The sequence below is a fragment of the Methylobacterium sp. E-066 genome (assembly GCF_022829635.1).
Lineage (GTDB): Bacteria > Pseudomonadota > Alphaproteobacteria > Rhizobiales > Beijerinckiaceae > Methylobacterium.
In genome coordinates this window covers 35,784-54,761 of the sequence record NZ_JAKSYO010000068.1, presented here as the reverse complement: position 1 = coordinate 54,761, position 18,978 = coordinate 35,784, and the positions used below count along the sequence as shown (strand labels likewise).

General features: G+C 68.9%; 13 protein-coding genes and 1 tRNA gene. 6 read left to right on the top strand and 8 right to left on the bottom strand.

The features are described 5' to 3' along the window. Positions 1 to 98 precede the first annotated feature (98 nt). Genes MKL20_RS07510 through MKL20_RS07495 form a run of 4 tightly spaced genes read left to right on the top strand, consistent with a single transcriptional unit; the run spans position 99 to position 6,158 of the window. Complete coding sequence (locus MKL20_RS07510; protein WP_244036150.1) at positions 99 to 1,913, top strand: IucA/IucC family protein; 1,815 nt, start codon at positions 99 to 101, stop codon at positions 1,911 to 1,913. Next, a complete protein-coding gene (locus MKL20_RS07505) occupies positions 1,910 to 2,998 on the top strand; it encodes a GNAT family N-acetyltransferase (protein ID WP_244036149.1) in 1,089 nt (362 codons plus the stop codon). Before MKL20_RS07510 ends, MKL20_RS07505 begins: the two co-directional genes overlap by 4 nt. Then, positions 2,995 to 4,851, top strand: a complete 1,857-nt coding sequence (locus MKL20_RS07500) for an IucA/IucC family protein (RefSeq protein WP_244036148.1) — start codon at positions 2,995 to 2,997, stop codon at positions 4,849 to 4,851. The genes MKL20_RS07505 and MKL20_RS07500 overlap by 4 nt, the downstream gene beginning before the upstream one ends. After that, entirely contained in the window at positions 4,848 to 6,158 is a 1,311-nt protein-coding gene (locus MKL20_RS07495) for a lysine N(6)-hydroxylase/L-ornithine N(5)-oxygenase family protein (protein WP_244036147.1), read from the top strand. The genes MKL20_RS07500 and MKL20_RS07495 overlap by 4 nt, the downstream gene beginning before the upstream one ends. 176 nt (positions 6,159 to 6,334) lie before the next feature. On the opposite strand, the gene MKL20_RS07490 is transcribed toward MKL20_RS07495, so the two are convergent. From MKL20_RS07490 to MKL20_RS07465, 6 genes are all read right to left on the bottom strand, one after another. Further along, positions 6,335 to 8,029 (bottom strand): AMP-binding protein, encoded by a 1,695-nt coding sequence (locus MKL20_RS07490; RefSeq protein WP_244036146.1) that lies wholly within the window; start codon positions 8,027 to 8,029, stop codon positions 6,335 to 6,337. A gap of 162 nt (positions 8,030 to 8,191) precedes the next feature. After that, positions 8,192 to 9,106 (bottom strand): hydroxymethylglutaryl-CoA lyase, encoded by a 915-nt coding sequence (locus MKL20_RS07485; protein WP_244036145.1) that lies wholly within the window; start codon positions 9,104 to 9,106, stop codon positions 8,192 to 8,194. After that, positions 9,103 to 11,133, bottom strand: a complete 2,031-nt coding sequence (locus MKL20_RS07480) for an acetyl/propionyl/methylcrotonyl-CoA carboxylase subunit alpha (RefSeq protein WP_244036144.1) — start codon at positions 11,131 to 11,133, stop codon at positions 9,103 to 9,105. The genes MKL20_RS07485 and MKL20_RS07480 overlap by 4 nt, the downstream gene beginning before the upstream one ends. Before the next feature lie 11 nt (positions 11,134 to 11,144). Further along, complete coding sequence (locus MKL20_RS07475; protein ID WP_244036143.1) at positions 11,145 to 11,933, bottom strand: enoyl-CoA hydratase/isomerase family protein; 789 nt, start codon at positions 11,931 to 11,933, stop codon at positions 11,145 to 11,147. Positions 11,934 to 11,943: 10 nt separating this feature from the next. Continuing rightward, positions 11,944 to 13,551 carry a carboxyl transferase domain-containing protein gene (locus tag MKL20_RS07470; RefSeq protein ID WP_244036142.1) on the bottom strand — a complete coding sequence of 536 codons (1,608 nt, stop codon included), beginning with the start codon at positions 13,549 to 13,551 and terminating at the stop codon, positions 11,944 to 11,946. A gap of 131 nt (positions 13,552 to 13,682) precedes the next feature. Next, complete coding sequence (locus MKL20_RS07465; RefSeq protein ID WP_244036141.1) at positions 13,683 to 14,852, bottom strand: isovaleryl-CoA dehydrogenase; 1,170 nt, start codon at positions 14,850 to 14,852, stop codon at positions 13,683 to 13,685. 181 nt (positions 14,853 to 15,033) lie between these two features. On the opposite strand from MKL20_RS07465, the gene MKL20_RS07460 reads away from it, so the two are divergent. Further along, on the top strand, positions 15,034 to 15,648 hold the full coding sequence (locus MKL20_RS07460; RefSeq protein ID WP_244036140.1) for a TetR/AcrR family transcriptional regulator: 615 nt from the start codon (positions 15,034 to 15,036) through the stop codon (positions 15,646 to 15,648). Positions 15,649 to 16,104: 456 nt separating this feature from the next. On the opposite strand, the gene MKL20_RS07455 is transcribed toward MKL20_RS07460, so the two are convergent. Next, a tRNA-Met gene (locus tag MKL20_RS07455) sits at positions 16,105 to 16,181 on the bottom strand. A 67-nt stretch (positions 16,182 to 16,248) separates the two neighbouring features. Then, positions 16,249 to 18,273, bottom strand: coding sequence for an OPT family oligopeptide transporter (locus tag MKL20_RS07450; RefSeq protein WP_244036139.1), 2,025 nt, complete (start codon positions 18,271 to 18,273; stop codon positions 16,249 to 16,251). A 135-nt stretch (positions 18,274 to 18,408) separates the two neighbouring features. Between MKL20_RS07450 and MKL20_RS07445 the strand changes: the two genes are divergently transcribed. After that, a complete protein-coding gene (locus MKL20_RS07445; RefSeq protein ID WP_244036138.1) occupies positions 18,409 to 18,852 on the top strand; it encodes a CHRD domain-containing protein in 444 nt (147 codons plus the stop codon). Positions 18,853 to 18,978: the final 126 nt, after the last annotated feature.

Here is an 18,978-nt window from a genome sequence, read left to right as displayed (position 1 = left end):
TCGCATCGTAATTTTAAAATAATTCCATAGTATATCTTCGGCATTGCGCCGCATATCATCGTTGTTTATGCGATCTCTTGCGCGATGAAGAGAGTCAAATGATCGAACCCGACATCTCATGTGTCGACGTTGCTTGCCAGATATCGGCGCGCAGCTTCCTCAACAGCCTGATGCGGGAATGGGCCGGCTGGACCCTGGTGCCTGCCGGGGCGAGCGAGGGCGATCCGGGGCTTGCCCTGTTGCGCGTCCCGCTGCCGGGCCGGGCCTCGGTGGTCGAGATCGCGCTCACCCATGTCTCGTCCGTCGGCCAGCACGTGTTCCGGCTGCCGTTCCGTGAGCGGCGCGCCGGCCAGCCGCCCCGCATCATCGCCTTCGCCGAATTCGCCGCCGCCGTCGCCAACGAGCCGGCCGTCGTCGGACCGGCCGCCCCGCAGGCGGCGCCGACCTTCCTGCGTCGGCTTTTCCAGAGCCTCGCGACCGTCGAGGATATTCTCGCCCACGCCCCCGCGCCCGGCATCTTCCTGAGGCGCGACCCCAGCTTCCGCGAAGCCGAGCGGGCGCTCCGCTTCGGCCATTCGGTGCACCCGACCCCGCGCAGCCGGGACGAGTTCACCCTCGCGGATTCGCGCGCCTTCGCGCCGGAATACGGACGGGGCTTTCCCCTGCGCTGGTGGTCGGCCGCGCCGGAGGCGGTCGTCCAGGGCTCCGCGCGGTCGGAAAGCGCCGCCGACCTCTGCGCGGGCCTCGCCGCGGAGGACCCCGCCTTCGATCCAGAAATCCGCGCCGCGAGCGAGGGCCGCGTGCTCCTGCCGATGCATCCCTGGCAGGCGGGCCGCCTCGCGCTCGATCCCGAGATCGACGCCCTGTTCCGCACCGGGCGCCTGCGCGACCACGGCCATGCCGGCGCGCCCTGGTACGCGACCACATCGCTGCGCAGCCTCTACGCGCCGCAGGCGCGCTTCATGCTCAAGCACTCGTTGAGCCTCAGGCTGACCAACTCGCTGCGTCTCATCAAGGACGTCGAGTGCGCGCGCGGCCTCGTGGTCGACGCCGTGCTGCGCGGCCCGGTCGGCGCGGAGATCGCCGCGCGCTGGCCGAGCTTCCGCGTCCTCGGCGAGCCGGCCTATCTCGCGCTCCGCGGGGCCGATGGAGCGCTGCTGCCGCAGACGATCGTGGCGCTGCGCGACAACCCGTTCCGCGGGGCGGAGGAGCGGCCGGCCGCCGTGCTGGCCGCCCTCTGCGAGCTCTATCCCGACGGGCGGGGCAGCGCGCTCGCCGACACGATCCTGCGCATCGCCGAGCGGGAGCGTGCATCCGGGGCGGGCTCCGTCGAGGCCGTGGCCCTGCGCTGGTTCGAGCGCTTCCTCGCCGTCACCGTCGGGCCGATCCTCGAGATCCAGTGCACGCTGGGCCTCCTGTTCGGCGCGCACCAGCAGAACCTCGTCCTCGGGCTGGCGGACGGCTGGCCGGTCGAGACCTTCTTCCGCGACTGCCAGGGCACCGGCTTCGTGCGCGAATTCCTGCCAGCGCTCCGCGAGGCCGCGCCCGGGCTCGACCTTGAGGCCGGGCACCTCCTCGCTTCCGCGGAGGCCGCGCGGATCATGGCCTACTACCTCGTGGTCAACAGCGTCTTCGCCGTCATCGGGGCGATCGGCATTGCCGGGCTGGCGCCGGAGCGGGTCCTCACCCGGGCCTTGCGCCGTTGCGTCGAGGCGCTGGCCGAAAAGAACCTCCGGGACAGGACCTGCCTGCGCCTGCTGCTCGACGCCCCGGCCCTCGGGAGCAAGGGCAACTTCATGATCTGCTTTCGCAACATCAACGAGAACACCGACGTGACCGATCCCCTGGCGAGCTACGTGGATCTTCCGAACCCGCTCGTGGACCGGGCCGCCGGCGCGGAGGGCCGGCCATGACCCTGCGCGCCCGCATCGATGCCGTCTCCGGGACGGCACCACTGGACGGCTGGACCGGGACGAGCCGCCACTGGCCCGTCGCCGGCGAGGATCTGACGGTCGAGAGCCTGCCGCGCGGCGCCCACACGGCTCGGCTGCGCGCCGCGCGCGGTGGCGATCCGATCGCCGAGGCGGAGCTGCGCTCCGGCGCGGACGAAGCCGTCCTCGCCCTGACCGGCTCAGCAGGGCGCCATCCCGCCGACGCGCCCCTCGTGGCGGCCCTGATCGAGGCCGCGTTCCAGCGCTGTCCGGATGCGCGAAGGCTGCGCGTCGCCGGGCTCGGCGGCGCACCGGCCCTGCTCGGCCTCGCGGCGGAGGTCGAGGCGGCTTCGGAGGCGCCCGACGCGATCGTGGAGCGCGCCCTGTTCTACCAACTCCCCCTGCTGTGGCTGAACGCCCGGACGCGGGCGGCCTACCCGCTGATCCGCTCCCAGGTCGGACCGCAGGATCGCCTGCCGCCCCTGCGCCCGCCGCAGCCGAACGGTCCGTTCTACCGGCGCTGGCTGCCACATCTCGGCACGACCCTGTCGTTTCGCGCCATCGACCGGCGGCACGACCTCGCCCTGTTCCACGGCTGGATGAACCAGAAGCGCGTCGCCTATTACTGGGAACTCGCGCAGAGCGAGGCGGAGCTGGACCGCTACCTCGCCGACCAGGAGGCCGACCCGCACCTGTTCGGGGTGATCGGCAGCTTCGACGACGTGCCGGTCGGCTATTTCGAGTTCTACTGGGCCAAGGAGGATCGGCTCGGGCCCTATTACGACGCCGAGGATTTCGACCGCGGCTGGCACGGGCTGATCGGCAATGTCGAGCACCTGGGACGGCCGAAGACGCTGGCCTGGTTCAGGGCCATCACGCACTACCTGTTCCTGGACGAGCCCCGCACCCGGCGGATCATGGGCGAGCCGCGGGCGACGCACCGCAAGATGCTGAGCTACTGCGCGGATGCCGCCTACGAGACGCTGAAGGAGTTCGACTTCCCCCATAAGCGTGCGGCCCTGGTCTGCTGCGAGCGCGAGCGCTTCTTTTGCAAGGTGCCGTTGTGAGCGCCGGCCCGCTGCCGGGCGGCACGGCGGTGACGGCGCCGCTCTGGCTCGATCTCAACCGCGCGCTCATCGCCAAGACGATCGCCGAACTCGCCTTCGAGGAGGCGCTCGCACCGGAGCCGACCGACCGGGCCGGCACGCAGTGGCTGCTGCGCCTCGATGGCGGGATCGCCTACCGCTTCACCGCCGAGCGCCGGATCTGGGGCAACCTCGCGATCGATCCGGCCAGCCTGTTCCGCATTGCGGGCGCCGTCGTCAGCCCGGCCGACGACGCCGCGGGTTTCCTCGTGGATGCGAGCCGGACGCTCGCGATCGAGCCCGCCACCCTCTGCACCTATGCCGGGGAGGTGCTGAGCACGCTCGCGGCCGACGCCCGCATCGCCACGATCGGCCGGGACATGACCGGGCCGGATTTCCTCGCCTTGAGCGACCGCGTCCTGCAAGCCTATCTCGACGGCCACCCGAAGGCGCCCGCGAGCAAGGGGCGGATCGGCTGGGGGCTGGCCGATTTCGCGGCCTACGCGCCGGAATTCCAGCCCGAGATCCGGCTGTTCTGGGCCGCGGCGGACCGCACCGCCTGCCACCTCAGACTGGAACCCGGCCTCGCCGAGGCCGACCTCGTGGCCGATTGCCTCGACGGGCCCGAGCGCGCCCGGCTGGAGGCGGCCTGTGCCGGGCACGGCGTCGATCCCGCGACCCACCTGCTCCTGCCGGTCCATCCCTGGCAGTGGGACAACAAGATCGTGCTGCACTTCGCGGGCGAGATCGCAGCCGGGCGCCTCGTCCCCCTCGGGATCTTCGGCCGCGCCTATCGGCCCCAGCAATCGCTGCGGACGCTCGCCTGCGCGGACGCAGACGGCCGCCTCGACGTGAAGCTCGCGCTCACGATCCTCAACACTTCGGCCTGGCGCGGGGTGCCGGGCAATTACATGGCGATCGGCCCGGCCTTCTCGGCCTGGCTCGCGGACAAGGCCGCGCGGGACCCGGCGCTCGCCGGCACGGTGATCCTGCGCGAGCGGGCCGGCGCGTTCTATCCCCACCCCGTCTACGAGCAGATCGCGGACGCGCCCTATCAGTACCGCGAGATGCTCGGGGTGATCTGGCGGGAGGGCATCGCCGGCCGTCTCGAACCCGGCCGCTCGGCGATGATGATGGGCGCGCTGCTGAAGGCGGATGCCTCGGGCCGTCCGCTCATCTCCGGCCTGATCGCCCGCTCCGGCCTCGACCCGGAGGCGTGGCTGGAACGGCTGTTCGATCACGTCGCGGTGCCGCTCTACCATTTTCTCTGCCGCTACGGCGTCGGCTTCATCGCCCACGGCCAGAACGTGACGCTGATCCTGGAGGACGGCGTGCCCTGCGGCGTCGCGCTGAAGGATTTCCAGGGCGACGCCGACCTCGTGGACCAGGACTTTCCCGAGGCCGCAGACCTGCCGGCGGGGGTGCGGGAGACCCTGCTACGGCGGCCGGCGGCGCATCTGCTGCAGCACCTGCAGACCGGCCATTTCGCCAGCCTGCTGCGCTTCGTCTCGGACGCGCTCCTGCGCAGCGACGGGCTGCCCGAGCTCGACTTCTACGGCGCGCTCGGGCGGGCTCTGCGCCGCTATCAGGGCCGGCACCCCGACCTCGCCGACCGGTTCCGCCAGTTCGAGCTGTTCGCGCCGACCGTGCCGCGGATCTGCATCAACCGCGTGCGGCTCAGCCTCGGCTACGGCGATTCCAACCTGCGACCGGTGCCCCGGCTCGGCAGCCCCCTGATCAACCCGCTCCACCGCGCAGAAGCCGCCGCGCTGGATGAGGCCGGCATCGCGAACGACATCCGGACAGGCATACAGGCAGGATCCCGCGCATCATGACGGACCACCCGCTCGACCTCGCCGGTATCGGCATCGGCCCGTTCAACCTGAGCCTCGCGGCGCAGCTCGACGCGGTCGACGATCTCGACGCGCTGTTCTTCGACCGGGCGCCGGCCTTCGACTGGCACCCGGGCATGATGCTCCCGGACGTCGCGCTGCAGACCTCGTTCCTCAAGGACCTCGTCACGGCAGTGAATCCGACGAGCCCCTGGAGCTTCCTGGCCTATCTCGTGGCGCAGAAGCGCTTCTATGAATTCCTCAACGCCGAGTTCGAGGCGGTGCCGCGGCGGGAATTCGCGCAGTATCTCGCCTGGGTCGCGGCCCGGCTGCCGAGCCTGCGCTTCGGCACCGCGATCCGCGAAGTCCGCTTCGAGGGACGGGCCTTCCGCCTCGAGAGCGCCCGGGGAACCGTGCGCGCCCGCAACCTCGCCCTCGGGGTCGGGCTGCAGCCGTGCCTTCCCGCCTTCGCGGAGAAACTCGACCCGCGCGACCACGTCCACAGCTCCCAAGCCGTCTTCGCCCTCGACCGGATAGCCGGCAAGCGGGTCGCAGTGATCGGCGGCGGCCAGAGCGGCGCCGAGATCGTGCTGAACCTGCTGAACCGGGATGCGGACGCCCCCGCCGCGCTCACCTGGATCAGCCGGCGCCCGAACTTCCAGCCGATCGACGCGACCCCGTTCACGAACGAGCTGTTCACGCCCGGCTACGTCGACAGCTTCCACGCCCTGCCGGAGGCCCGGCGCCGCGCCACGGTGGCACGCCAGAAGCTCGCGGGCGACGGCATCTCCGCCGCGACCCTGCGGGCGATCTATCAGCGCCTCTACGGGCTTCGGCACCTCGCCGAGAAACCGCTCGCCACGAGCCTGCTGCCCCACCGCACCGTGCTCGATGTCGATCGGGTGGGCGGCTACCGCCTGATCATGCGCAACGGCTTCGACGGGGGCATCGAGGTCGCCCATGCCGACCTCGTCATCCTGGCCACCGGCTACCGCTACACGCTGCCACCCTGCCTCGACCCGCTGCGCGAGCGCCTGACCCTCGACGCGGACGGCCGGCCCGAGATCGGCGCCGATTTCGCCGCGTCCTGGGACGGTCCGGCGGGCCACCGCCTCTTCGTCCTCAACGGCGGCCTCGTGAGCCACGGCATCGCGGAGCCGCAACTCAGCCTCATGGCTTGGCGCAGCGGTGTCATCGTCAACGCCCTGGCGGGGCGCCCAGTCTTCGAAATCGCTCCACCGGCGCCCGCGCTGACGTGGTCCACCACCCACCCCGAGCGCGTATTTCACGAGGGAGAAGGCTGCCTGTAGAGCTGGAGGCCCCGGGTTTGGTGAAGTTAGGGGGCTTGGCTGAACGATGGCTCGGGTAACAGATCCCCGGCCGGGTCTCCTATTCGTAAGCACCGGAAGAACGGTAACCGAGCGCCGAATGCCTGCGCAGCGGGTTATGGAAGCCGTCTCCGTAGCCGAAGCAGGCTATCCTGATCTCAAGCCGTTCCATCGCGCTCGAGACCGAGCTGCTCCTCGACCATGCGGCGCATCTTGAACTTCTGAATCTTGCCCGTGACGGTCATGGGAAAAGACTCCACGAACTGGATGTAGCGTGGAATCTTCTGGTGCGCGATCTGGCCCTGACAGAAGGCGCGCACCTCATCCTCCGACAACGTCTCCTCATCGCGCACTTTGATCCAGGCACAGAGTTCCTCGCCGTACTTCCGATCGGACACACCGAAGACCTGAACGTCCTGAACCTTGTGATGGCGGAAGAGATATTCCTCGATCTCGCGGGGATAGAGATTCTCGCCGCCGCGGATGACCATATCCTTCAGGCGGCCGACGATGTTGCAGTAGCCCTCCGCGTCGAGGGTGGCGAGGTCGCCGGTATGCATCCAGCCCGCGGCGTCGATGACCTCGTCCGACTTCGCCGGGTCGTCCCAGTAGCCGAGCATGACCGAATAGCCGCGCGTGCACAGCTCGCCGGGTTCGCCGCGGGGCACGACGCGCCCGTCCGCGTTCACGATCTTCACCTCCAGATGGGGGTGGACCCGGCCGACGGTCGAGACACGCCGTTCCAAGGGGTCGTCGACGGCACTCTGGAAGCTGACCGGGCTCGTCTCCGTCATGCCGTAGGCGATGGTGATCTCGCGCATGTGCATGCGCTCCACCACCCGCCGCATGACCTGGATCGGGCAGGGTGCGCCGGCCATGACGCCGGTGCGGAGCGTGCCGAGATCGAAGCGCGCGAAATCCGGATGGTCGAGCTCGGCGATGAACATGGTCGGCACGCCGTAGAGCGCTGTGCAGCCCTCGGCCTGAACGGTTTCGAGGGTCGCGAGCGGGTCGAAACCCTCGCCCGGATAGACCATGGCGCTGCCATGGGTGAGCGCCGCCAGGTTCCCGATGACCATGCCGAAGCAGTGATACAGCGGCACCGGGATGCAGATCCGGTCCGCCTCGCTCAGCCGCAGGGCGCGGCCGATGAAGTAGCCGTTGTTGAGGATGTTGTGGTGCGTCAGCGTCACGCCCTTGGGCGAGCCTGTCGTGCCGCTGGTGAACTGGATGTTCACCGCGTCGTCGAACTGGAGCTGGTGGGCGAGCAAGCGCAACTGCGCGCGTTCGGTGTCGCCGCCCCGGGCCGCCACATCGTCGAAGGCGATCGTCCCCGGAGCAGGCGGCCCACCGATCTGGATGACATTGCGCAGCTGCGGCAGGCGGGCGGCGGCGAGCCGGCCCGGAACCGAGGTCGCCAGTTCGGGCGCGAGACTGTCGATCATGCCGAGATAGTCGCTGGTCTTGAACGCGGTCGCCGTGACCAGGGCTGCGCAGCCGACCTTGTTGAGCGCAAATTCCAGCTCCGACAGGCGATAAGCCGGATTGATCGTGACTAGGATCAATCCGGCCCGCGCCGCAGCGAATTGCGTGACCGTCCATTCGGCGCGGTTGAGCGACCAGATGCCGATCCGGTCGCCGGACCGCAGGCCGAGACCGAGCAGCCCCGCCGCGAAGGCATCCGCGCGATCGCTCAACTCCTGCCAGGTCCATCGAATGCCTTGCGCGGGCGCGATCAGGGCCGGCTGGTCCGCCCAGGCCATGGCAGCGCGCTCGAGGGCCTGGCCGATCGTCTGGCCGAGCAGAGACGTGTCAGCCGCACCATGGACATAACTTGACACTTGGTCGGTCATTCCATCCTCCCCATCCCTCGGGTCGTGCCGTCTTCTGCGGTCACGGCCTCATGCAGCGCCTCTTTTCTTGTTCTGTTTGCTTTGAAGAGACCTGATTCGACGGATTCTCATCATGATCCGCCTCGCGCCGAGGCGCCATGACGGTCCGGTTCGACTGCTCGATCAGGGCGAAGCTGGCCGCCGGGACAGGATGGCCCGGGCGACCTTCGACGCCGGCTCCCGGTTCAGGTGACGCGTGATCGAAAGCCCCGCATCGACCAGGGCCTCCAGGTCGATGCCGGTCTCGATCCCCATGCCGCGCAGCATGTAGACCACGTCCTCGGTGGCGACGTTACCGGTAGCACCCGGCGCATAGGGACAGCCGCCAAGGCCCGCCACGGCGCTGTCGATCACGGAGACGCCCAGGTCGAGGCAGGCGAGGATGTTCGCCAGCGCCTGGCCGTAGGTGTCGTGACAGTGCAGGGCGATCCGTTCCAACGGCACCACCCGCGCGACGCGCTCGACCAGCCGCCGCGCGGTCAGCGGGGTCCCGGTGCCGATCGTGTCGCCGAGCGAGATTTCGTAGCAGCCCATGGCCAGAAGTGTCTCGGCGACGCGCGCGACGGCCTCCGCCGGAACCTCCCCCTCGTAGGGGCAGCCCAGTACGCAGGAGACGTAGCCGCGCACCCGGAGGCCCGCCGCCTGCGCCGTCTCGACCACCGGGGAGAAGCGTCCGAGGCTCTCCGCGACGGAGCAATTGATGTTTCGGCGGGAAAAGCTCTCCGAGGCGGCGGCGAATATCGCCACCTCGCGGACCCCGCAGGCGAGCGCACGCTCCAAGCCCTGAAGATTGGGCACCAGCACCGGGAAGCCGACGCCCGGCCGTGGATGAAGCCGCGCCAGCACCGCCGCGGTGTCGGCCATCTGGGGCACCCATCTGGGCGATACGAAGCTCCCAGCCTCGATGTTGGTCAATCCGGCATCGGCGAGCGCTTCGATGAGCGCGACCTTGGCACCGGTGGGTACGGTGAACGGCTCGTTCTGCAGCCCGTCGCGCGGGCCGACCTCGACGATGCGCACCCGCTCCGGATAGGTCATGGCGCCTGCCCCTCGATCAGGAAGGTGACGAGCTCCGTTCCCTCCTCCACCATGTCGTCCACGGCGTGGCGGACCTGCGCGATGGTGCCCTGCTGCGGCGCCCGGAGGGTGATCTCCATCTTCATCGCCTCGACGATCACCAGGGGCGCGTGCTTCTCCACGACATCGCCCGGCCGCACCAGAACATGTGTCACACGGCTCGGGACCGGGGCGGTCACGCGATCGCTGCCGGCGGTTTCCGTCCGGGGCGGCGCCAGCGGATCGTCATGGACGAGCGTGTGGTTCCGCCCCGCCAGGATCACCGTAAGCTCCACGTCCCGGCGGACCAGCCGCAGCCGCCGCGATACGCCGTCGAGCACCAGCAGCGGCCCCGCCTCGTCCGCCGTCAGTGCCGCCCGCACGGAGCGGCCCGGCCATTCGAGACGGTAAGACCCGTCGACCAGCGGATAGGCGCGCAGGGTGATCGGGGGCGCGTCGCCTCGACGGAAACACAGCGCCTGGCTGGCTTCTCCATTCATCCGCCAGGCATCAATCGCGGCCCAGGGAGACCAGGGATCGCCGGTGACCTGCGCCTGCGTGGCATTCTCCGCGGCCTGGTCGCGCACCACCGTCAGCGCGGCGGCGGCCAGAACGACGGCTTCCAGGTCGTCGAAATCCGACCCGGGCGAACCGGGCGGCAACAGCTCGGCCGCGTGGCGGGCGATGAAGCCGGTATCCAGTTCGGCGGTGGCGAAGGCATGATGGCCGGCGATAGCGCGCAGCAGGCCGAGATTGGTCGTCACGCCGACCACCTCGTACTCGGCCAAGGCGGCGACCAAGCGCCGGACCGCGGCGGGACGGTCCTCGCCCCAGACGATCAGCTTGGCGATCATCGGATCGTAGTTCGGGGTGATCCGGTCGCCCTGCACGATCCCGGTATCCACCCGCACCCGGCCGGGCACGTCCGGCGGTTGGCGCAAGTGGACGAGCGTGCCGACGGCGGGCAGGAAGTCCCGCTCCGGGTCCTCGGCGTAGATGCGCGCCTCGATGGCGTGGCCCCGCAACGCGAGGTGATCCGCGTCGCGGGGCAGCGGCTCGCCGGCCGCCACGCGCAACTGCCACTCCACCAGATCCAGGCCCGTCACCATCTCGGTGACGGGGTGCTCGACCTGCAGGCGGGTGTTCATCTCCATGAAGTAGAAGGCATCGCCCTCCGCGATGAACTCCACGGTTCCGGCGCCGACGTACCCGACCGCCCGGGCCGCGGCGACGGCGGCCTCGCCCATCTGGGTCCGGCGCAGCGGGTCCATCCCCGGGGCGGGCGCCTCCTCCAGGACCTTCTGGTGCCGCCGCTGGATCGAGCAGTCGCGCTCGAACAGAGAGACGGTCCGGCCCTGGGTGTCGGCGAAGACCTGAATCTCGATATGGCGCGGGCGGGTCAGGTACTTTTCGATCAGCACCCGATCGTCGCCGAAGGACGCCGACGCTTCGCGCTTGGCCCCCTCGATCGCGGCCTCGATGTCGTCCGCCGACGCGACGATGCGCATGCCCTTGCCGCCGCCGCCGGCCGAGGCCTTGATCAGCACGGGGTAGCCGATCCGCGCCGCTTCGTCCCGCAGCACCGGGATGTCCTGCGCTTCGCCGTGGTAGCCGGGCACCAGCGGCACGCCGGCACGCTCCATCAGGGCCTTGGATTCGGCCTTGGAGCCCATGGCCCGGATCGCGTCCGGCGGCGGCCCGATGAAGACGAGGTCGGCCTCCGCGCAGGCTTGCGCGAACCCGGCGTTCTCGGACAGGAAACCGTAGCCGGGATGGATCGCCTCCGCACCGGAGCGGCGGGCGGCATCGAGGATGGTGTCGACCGCTAGATAGCTCTTTCGCGCCGGGGCCGGACCGATCGGCCAAGCCTCGTCGGCCAGCCGCGTATGCCGGGCCCCGGCATCCGCCTCGGAATAGACTGCCACCGTGGCGATGCCGAGACGCCGGGCGGTCGCGATCACGCGGCAGGCGATCTCACCGCGGTTGGCGACGAGGATCTTGCGGAACATCGTGAGGCCCCTCACTCCTGCCGCCAAGCCGGCAGGCGCTTCCCGAGGAAGGCCGCGATGCCTTCCTGCCCCTCGGCCGAAGCGCGGCGCAGCGCGATGCGCCGCCCGGTCTCGCCCATGAGATCAGCGTCGATCGGCCGTCCCTCGCAGAGGAAGACGAGGTCCTTGGCATCTGCCTGCGCGCCGGGGGCTCCCTGCAGGGTGGCCTGAAGCACGGTTTCGCACGCCGCCGCCAACCCGTCCTCGGGAACCACCTCATGCACGAGCCCGATCTCGCGCGCCTGCACGGCCGAGACCACCTCTGCGGTCTGGAACAGGCGGCGGGCCCAGCGCGGGCCGACTGCGTTGACTACGTAAGGGCTGATGGTCGCCGGGGTCAGGCCGAGCTTCACTTCGCTGAGGCAGAAGCTCGCCCGCTCCGAAGCGATCGCCACGTCGCAGCACGCAACCAGCCCGACACCGCCCCCGTAGGCCGCGCCCTGTACCAGGGTCAAGGTCGGCTTGGGCAGCCGGTCGAGAATGTGCATCAGGCGCGCGAGCCCGGCCGCGTCGGCGCGGTTGGCATCGGGGGATTGGCGGGCGATCCGGCGCATCCATTCCAGGTCGGCGCCGGCGGAGAAGCTGCGGCCGCTGCTCGCCAGGACCACGGCCCGGATCCCGGGATCGTCGCCGAGCCGTCGCAGGGCCGCGGCGAGGTCCGCGATCAGGACGTCGTCGAAGGCGTTGTGTCGATCCGGGCGGTTGAGGGTCAGGGTGGCGACGCCGCGGGTGTCCATCGTCTCCAGGATGAGCTTGGTCATCGTCCGCTCCTCACATCCGGAACAGGCCGAAACGGGTCTGAGCGATCGGCGCATTCAAGCTGGCGGACAGGCACAGAGCCAGCACGCGCCTTGTATCGGCCGGGTCGATCACGCCGTCGTCCCAGAGCCGGGCGCTCGAATAATACGGGTGGCCCTGCCGCTCGTATTGTTCGCGGATCGGCGCCTTGAACGCCTCCTCGTCCTCGGCCGACCAACTCTCCCCACGCCCCTCGATCCCGTCCCGCCGCACCGTGGCCAGGACCGAGGCAGCCTGCTCCCCGCCCATCACGCCGATGCGGGCGTTCGGCCACATCCAGAGGAAGCGCGGCGCGTAGGCGCGGCCGCACATGCCGTAATTGCCGGCCCCGAAGCTGCCGCCGATGATGAACGTGAACTTCGGCACCGCCGCCGTGGCGACGGCGGTGACCATCTTGGCGCCGTCCTTGGCGATGCCGCCGGCCTCGTACCGCTTACCCACCATGAAGCCGGTGATATTCTGGAGGAACACCAGCGGAATGCCGCGCTGCGCGCAGAGCTGGACGAAATGCGCGCCCTTCTGCGCGCTCTCCGAGAACAGGATGCCGTTGTTGGCGACGACGCCCACCGGGTAACCCCAGACATGTGCGAAGCCGCAGACCAAAGTCGGGCCGTAGAGCCGCTTGAACTCGTCGAACGCGCTGTCGTCCACGAGCCGGGCGATGACCTCGCGCACGTCGTAGGGCGTGCGCAGGCTCGACGGCACGACCGCGTAGAGTTCCTCCGCGGCGTAGCGCGGCGGCACCGGCCTACGGAGTTCGACTGACGGCCGCTTCACAATGTTCAGGCTCGCGACGATGCTCCGGGCAATGCCGAGCGCATGCGCGTCGGTCTCGGCGTAATGGTCGGTGACCCCCGAGGTTCGGCTGTGGACGTCTGCGCCGCCGAGATCCTCGGCGCTGACCACCTCGCCGGTGGCGGCCTTCACCAGGGGTGGCCCAGCGAGGAAGATCGTGCCCTGATTGCGGACGATGATGGATTCGTCGCACATCGCCGGCACGTAGGCGCCCCCCGCGGTGCAGGAGCCCATCACCACGGCGATCTGCGCGATCCCCTCGGCCGACATATTGGCCTGGTTGAAGAAGATCCGGCCGAAATGGTCCCGGCCGGGAAAGACCTCGTCCTGATTGGGCAGGTTGGCACCGCCGCTGTCGACCAGGTAGAGGCAGGGCAAGCGGTTCTGCTGCGCGATCTCCTGCGCGCGCAGGTGCTTCTGCACCGTCACCGGAAAATAGGTGCCGCCCTTCACCGTTGCGTCGTTGGCGACGATCATGCACTCCCGCCCGCAGACCCGGCCAATCCCGGTGATGAGTCCGCCCGAGGGAATCTCACCTCCGTACAAGCCGTGCGCGGCGAGCTGTCCGATTTCGAGGAACGGCGAGAAGGGATCGATCAGAGCCCCGATGCGGTCGCGCGGCAGCAGCTTGCCGCACGACAGGTGCCGCTCGCGCGCCGTCTGCCCGCCGCCGAGACGGACGCGCGCCGCGGTCTCGCGGAGATCCGCTACCAGACCGCGCATATGCGCGTCGTTGGTGCGCGCCTCGGCGGAGCGCAGATCCAGCACGGAGTCCAACGTCGGCATGTCACTGACACCTCAGAGGTGCACGCTAAAGCAGGGCTCCGCCCCGCACCCGCAAAAGGTCGAAGACCTTTTGAAACCAGGACTTTCGATCACCTTCCGAACGCCATGAGACTACAATGCTCGGCGTTCGATCAGGCGGTCTCGTCGAACAGCTCGCGCCCGATCAGCATGCGCCGGATCTCGCTGGTCCCGGCGCCGATCTCGTAGAGTTTGGCATCGCGCAGCAGGCGTCCGGTCGGATACTCGTTGATGTAGCCGTTGCCGCCCAAGGCCTGGATTGCCTCGAGCGCCATCCAGGTCGCCTTCTCCGCGGCGAAGAGGATCGCTCCGGCCGCGTCCTTGCGGGTCGTCTGCCCGCGGTCGCAGGCTTTGGCCACGGCGTAGACATAGGCCCGCGCCGCATTGGCGACCGTGTACATGTCGGCGATCTTGCCCTGCATGAGCTGGAACGTGCCGATTGGCTGACCGAACTGCCTGCGCTCGTGGATGTACGGCAGCACGACGTCCAGGCAGGCTTGCATGATGCCGAGGGGCCCGGCCGCGAGCACGGCACGTTCGTAGTCGAGCCCACTCATCAGAACGTTGACGCCGCGCCCGACTTGTCCGAGCACGTTCTCGTCCGGGACTTCGCAGTCCTGAAACACCAGTTCGCAGGTATTGGAGCCACGCATGCCGAGCTTGTCGAGCTTCTGAGCCGTGGAAAACCCGGAGAACGATTTCTCGACCAGGAAGGCGGTGATCCCGCGCGGCCCCGCCTCGGCATCCGTCTTGGCGTAGACGACGAGGACATCCGCATCGGGACCGTTGGTGATCCACATCTTGGTGCCGTTCAGGACGTAGCGGTCACCCCGTTTGTCCGCACGCAGGCGCATGGACACCACGTCCGAGCCGGAACCGGGCTCTGACATGGCCAAGGCGCCGACATGCTCGCCCGATACCAATTTCGGCAGGTATCGGCGCTTCTGGTCTTCGGTGCCGTTGCGGTGGATCTGGTTAACGCACAGGTTCGAGTGGGCGCCGTAGGAGAGGCCCACCGAGGCCGAGGCCCGGCTGACCTCCTCCATGATCACCACGTGATCGAGGTAGCCCATGCCGGCACCGCCATATTCCTCGCCGACGGTAACGCCGAGCACCCCGAGCGCACCGAACTTGCGCCAGAGATCAGCGGGGAAATCATTGCGCCGGTCGATCTCGGCGGCCCGCGGCGCGATCTCGGCAGACGCGAACCGGGCGACCTCGGCGCGCAGGGCATCGGTCGTCTCCCCGAGGCCGAAATCGAAGGCCTTCAAGCTGTTCAGCATGAGCGTCCTCCCATGGGGCCTGCTGCCTGCCCTTTATATAAACGTACGTACGTTAGTTTTTTCGGCTTCGCAAGGGTTTGCGAACGACCGGCCGTTCGTTTTGTTTGACCGATCTGTCCGGCGTGTTTACGTGCTGAGAAGGACGGAGGAGGGCTCGGAGCGCCCGCCTGGAAAGGTTTTGATGGAGCGCATCGCTGGGCCAAAGGGGCTGCGCACCGCCGCAGCGATCCGGCGTGCCGGACTGAAGCTCATCTATCGCCACGGGTTCGGCGCGATGAGCCTGCGCGACCTGGCTTCGGAGGTGGGGATACAGGCGTCTTCGCTCTACAACCACATCCGCACCAAACAGGATCTTCTGTTCGATCTCATCCGCGAACACATGGATGCCCTATTGGCTCAAACCGATGCGGCCCTTGCGGCCGTGCCGGACACCGCCACGGAACGCCTCCGCGCCTTCATCCGCCATCACATCGTCTACCACCTGGAAAAGAAGCAGGACGTCTTCATCGCCAATTTTGAATTGCGCTCCCTGGAGCCGCAGCACTACGCGACGATCGTCGCGATGCGGCGCGCCTACGAGAGTAAACTGATTGCAGTGCTCGATTCCGGCGTCGCCGAGGGCGCATTCGACATCCGTGACACACGGATCACCGCCTACAGCATTCTCGCCATGCTGACCGGCGTCTGTACTTGGTACAAGCCGGAGGGACGACTAACCAAATCCGAGATCGTTGAGCTTCATACGAACTTGGTGCTGCACGGCTGTGTTGCGCACTGCGACGACGCTCGCTCGTGAGTGGTTCAATCGCGCAGGCAGTGTCCAAGAAATACCGTTCCTTTTTTCAGTAGGTTAAAGATATCTACATTAAATAATACGTTTTTTCTCGCTAAGTATAATTATATCTATGATATAATCGACACTATCATATAATAGACCAAAACATCCGATTGATCCAAGGTCAAAGTTAGTGCAGGGTCGGTCCTGGACGCTGGCCGCCCCTCGAGTTCGTCCGTCAGCAGCTTGGCCGGTTCCTTCCCGCTGGTGGAGACATTGGGCGACCCCGCGCGCAGCCGGTCAGGCAGTCAGGAGCCGGCGGTTCTCAAGCCGTGGTAGATCTGAGTGCATTGATCGAGACCGTCACCATCCACCCAGAGTGGTCACTGGCCGGCGAGGATGTCGCGGTCGACGGTCTGTTGGACGAACTGATCGATGATTCGGGTCGATCTGGTTCGGTCGATAGTCGGCGTGCTGTGGTAGCGAGGGAGGGATTTGAACCCCCGACACAAGGATTATGATTCCTCTGCTCTAACCAGCTGAGCTACCCCGCCACGAGCCGCGCGCGCCCCGAGAGGCCGCAACCAGCGGCCGGGGTATAGAAAGGGCGGGCGCGGGCTGTCAACGGTTCTCTGCGCCGAATTTGGGGGTGCAGGGGACGCTTCGCTGCGCGGGGACTTCGACGGGACCGCGGATGAACCGGTACGCTGCGAAGAATCCGGCGGCAAAGACCGCGCCGCCGAGCCAGGTCGCCGTTGGGGCGAAATCCGGCCCGACCAGGCTCAGGGTCGAGGATCGTCCAGAGGCCGCGTCGATGGCGGTCAGGCCGATCCCGACGAAACTCTCGCCGACCAGGAAACCGGAGGCGATCAGCACGCCCCGGCGGCGGGAGGCTTCGAGGGTCTCGGGATCGGCGCCGCGGCGGCGCAGGGCGCGCAGGCACAGGAAGCCGAGCAGGCCGCCGAGACCGATGGTCATCTCGACCGAGAGCGGCAGGTACATGCCGATGCCGACGGTGAGCGCCGGGAAGCTGAACGCCCGGCGCTTGAGCGCGACTTCGAGGCCGACCATTACGGCGCCGAGGCCGCAGCCGATCAGCAGCATCGGCCAGGGCAGGGTGCGGGCCACGATGCCGTCGGCGATCTGGGTGACCAGCGAGGCCTGCGGCACGGTGAGCGCCAGGGCCGGGTCCATGCCGGGCCGGGGCAGGGAGCCGACGAAGCCGTAGGCGCCGTAGAGCAGCGACAGCAGCGGTACGATCACCAGCGAGCCGACGGCGACGCCGACGATCAGCACCACCTGCTGGCGCCAGGGCGTGGCGTCGACGATCTGGCCGGTCTTGAGATCCTGCAGGTTGTCGTTGGCGATGGAGCAGGCGGTGATGATCACCGAGGCCGCGAGCAGCACCAGCGCAACGGTGACGCGCCGCGCCCCCGGGTCCTCGGCTGGGCCGAGGAGCAACGGCAGCAGCGCGGCGCCGACCATGGCGGTGAGGATGCCGATCCCGGAGATCGGGCTGGTGGAGGAGCCGAGCAGGCCGGCGAGGTAGCCGCAGACCGCCGCCATGGCGGCGCCGAAGACCAGGCAGAACAGCAGGCCCGCCGCGACCACGGCGGCGAGCATCGGGCCACCGATACCGAGATCGGCCGCGAATCCGGCAAACAGCGCGCCGAGCGGCAGGCACAGGGCGAGCGCCACGCCGCCGACCAGAAGCAGCGGCAGGTCGCGGTCCTGCCGGGCGGCGGCCCGGGCCGGATTGCCGGCCGCCAGGGCCGACCGGATGCTCCGGGCGATCGGCCGGACGAGCGTCGCCACGGTCCAGAACCCGCCCACCGCGATGATGCCGGCGCCGACGAGCCGGACCTGCCCGGACCAGACCGCCTGGGCGGCCTCGCCGGGCGACAGGCCCGGCTGGGGCGTCAGGGCGGTCAGCACCGGGACCATGATGCCCCAGGCGATCACCACGCCGGTCAGCAAGGCGAGGCACGCACCGATGCCGACCAGATAGCCGACCCCGACCAAGGCCAGGGAAAAGCCGCTGCCGATGCTGAACACCGCACCGCCAAAACTGACAGCCGTGAGCACACCCTCGGCCAGGATGCGCAGGCCGCTGGTGGCGAAGGCGACAAGGCCGGAGCCGGCCGCGGCCATCAGCAGGGTCGTGAGGCCGCGCTCGCCGGTCTCGGCATGGCCGGCGCGCAGAACCTCGGCCGCGGCCACGCCCTCGGGGTAGGGGAGGTCGCTGCCCGTGACCAGCGCGCGGCGCAGGGGGATCGAGAACGCCACCCCGAGCCAGCCGCCGATCAGGCAGACCAAGCTGGTCTCCCAGAACGGGAAGCCGTGCCAATGCCCGATCAGCACCAGCCCCGGCAGGACCAGGATGACGTTGCACAGGGTGCCGGCCGCCGAGGCCTGGGTCTGGACGATGTTGGTCTCGAGGATGCCGGCGCCGCCGACGAGCCGCAGGGCGCCCATCGCGATCAGCGCCGCCGGGATCGAGGACGAGAAGGTCATCCCGGTCTTCAGGCCGAGATAGATGTTGGCGGCCATGAACACGATGGTGATCAGCGCACCGAGCACGAGGCCCCGGGCCGTGATCTCGCTTCCGTGCCTGCCCGCCGGGGCGCCCGCGTCCCTGACCGCCATCGCGCCCCCATCGCCGGCGCATGCGGCCGGACATTTGTCCCACGATGAACGATAACCCGATGGCCCGCGCGGCGCCGCCCCTCTATCTTGCGACACGTGGCCCCGCTCGGGGGCCGTGCCGAAGCGGAGCGTTCGATGACACGCCTTGCCAGTACCGGTTTCGCCGCCCTCCTCGCATTCACCGTGCCGCTTGCCGTCTCCGGCGCCCGCGCGGCGGGGGAGAGCATCACCTACAAGGCCGCGCTGAGCGGCGGCAGCGAGGTCCCGGCGACCGATTCGAAGGGCACCGGCGCCGTCACGGCGACCTACGATCCGGCCACCAAGCGCCTGAGCTGGAACGGCACCTATGGCGGCCTGACCGGCCCGGTCACAGCCGCGCATTTCCACGGCCCGGCTCAAGCGGGCGCCAATGCCGGCGTGCTGGTGCCGGTGACGGCCACCAGCAGCCCGTTCTCCGGCGAGGCGACCCTGGACGATTCCAAGGCCGCCGACCTCGAAGCCGGCAAGCTCTATTTCAACCTCCACACCGCCGCGAATCCGAAGGGGGAAATCCGCGGGCAGGTGGAGCGGGCGCGGTAGCGTTCAGGGCCGGCGCCGCGCGGCAGCGTATCTCCGGTCGAGGCGCAGGGGCCCGCTTCCGTTTGGGAGAGGGACGGGGGATGCGACCTCTCCGGAAGGGCCCGATCCCCCACCCCAATCCTCTGT

What these genes read in the sequence shown, in the direction of transcription:
- MKL20_RS07505 (WP_244036149.1), top strand. Translation starts at nt 1,910, where the DNA reads ATGACCCTGCGCGCCCGCATCGATGCCGTCTCCGGGACGGCACCACTG.
- MKL20_RS07475 (WP_244036143.1), bottom strand. Translation starts at nt 11,933, where the DNA reads ATGACCAAGCTCATCCTGGAGACGATGGACACCCGCGGCGTCGCCACC.
- MKL20_RS07460 (WP_244036140.1), top strand. Translation starts at nt 15,034, where the DNA reads ATGGAGCGCATCGCTGGGCCAAAGGGGCTGCGCACCGCCGCAGCGATC.
- MKL20_RS07480 (WP_244036144.1), bottom strand. Translation starts at nt 11,133, where the DNA reads ATGTTCCGCAAGATCCTCGTCGCCAACCGCGGTGAGATCGCCTGCCGC.
- MKL20_RS07450 (WP_244036139.1), bottom strand. Translation starts at nt 18,273, where the DNA reads ATGGCGGTCAGGGACGCGGGCGCCCCGGCGGGCAGGCACGGAAGCGAG.
- MKL20_RS07490 (WP_244036146.1), bottom strand. Translation starts at nt 8,029, where the DNA reads ATGACCGACCAAGTGTCAAGTTATGTCCATGGTGCGGCTGACACGTCT.
- MKL20_RS07485 (WP_244036145.1), bottom strand. Translation starts at nt 9,106, where the DNA reads ATGACCTATCCGGAGCGGGTGCGCATCGTCGAGGTCGGCCCGCGCGAC.
- MKL20_RS07445 (WP_244036138.1), top strand. Translation starts at nt 18,409, where the DNA reads ATGACACGCCTTGCCAGTACCGGTTTCGCCGCCCTCCTCGCATTCACC.
- MKL20_RS07465 (WP_244036141.1), bottom strand. Translation starts at nt 14,852, where the DNA reads ATGCTGAACAGCTTGAAGGCCTTCGATTTCGGCCTCGGGGAGACGACC.
- MKL20_RS07470 (WP_244036142.1), bottom strand. Translation starts at nt 13,551, where the DNA reads ATGCCGACGTTGGACTCCGTGCTGGATCTGCGCTCCGCCGAGGCGCGC.
- MKL20_RS07510 (WP_244036150.1), top strand. Translation starts at nt 99, where the DNA reads ATGATCGAACCCGACATCTCATGTGTCGACGTTGCTTGCCAGATATCG.
- MKL20_RS07495 (WP_244036147.1), top strand. Translation starts at nt 4,848, where the DNA reads ATGACGGACCACCCGCTCGACCTCGCCGGTATCGGCATCGGCCCGTTC.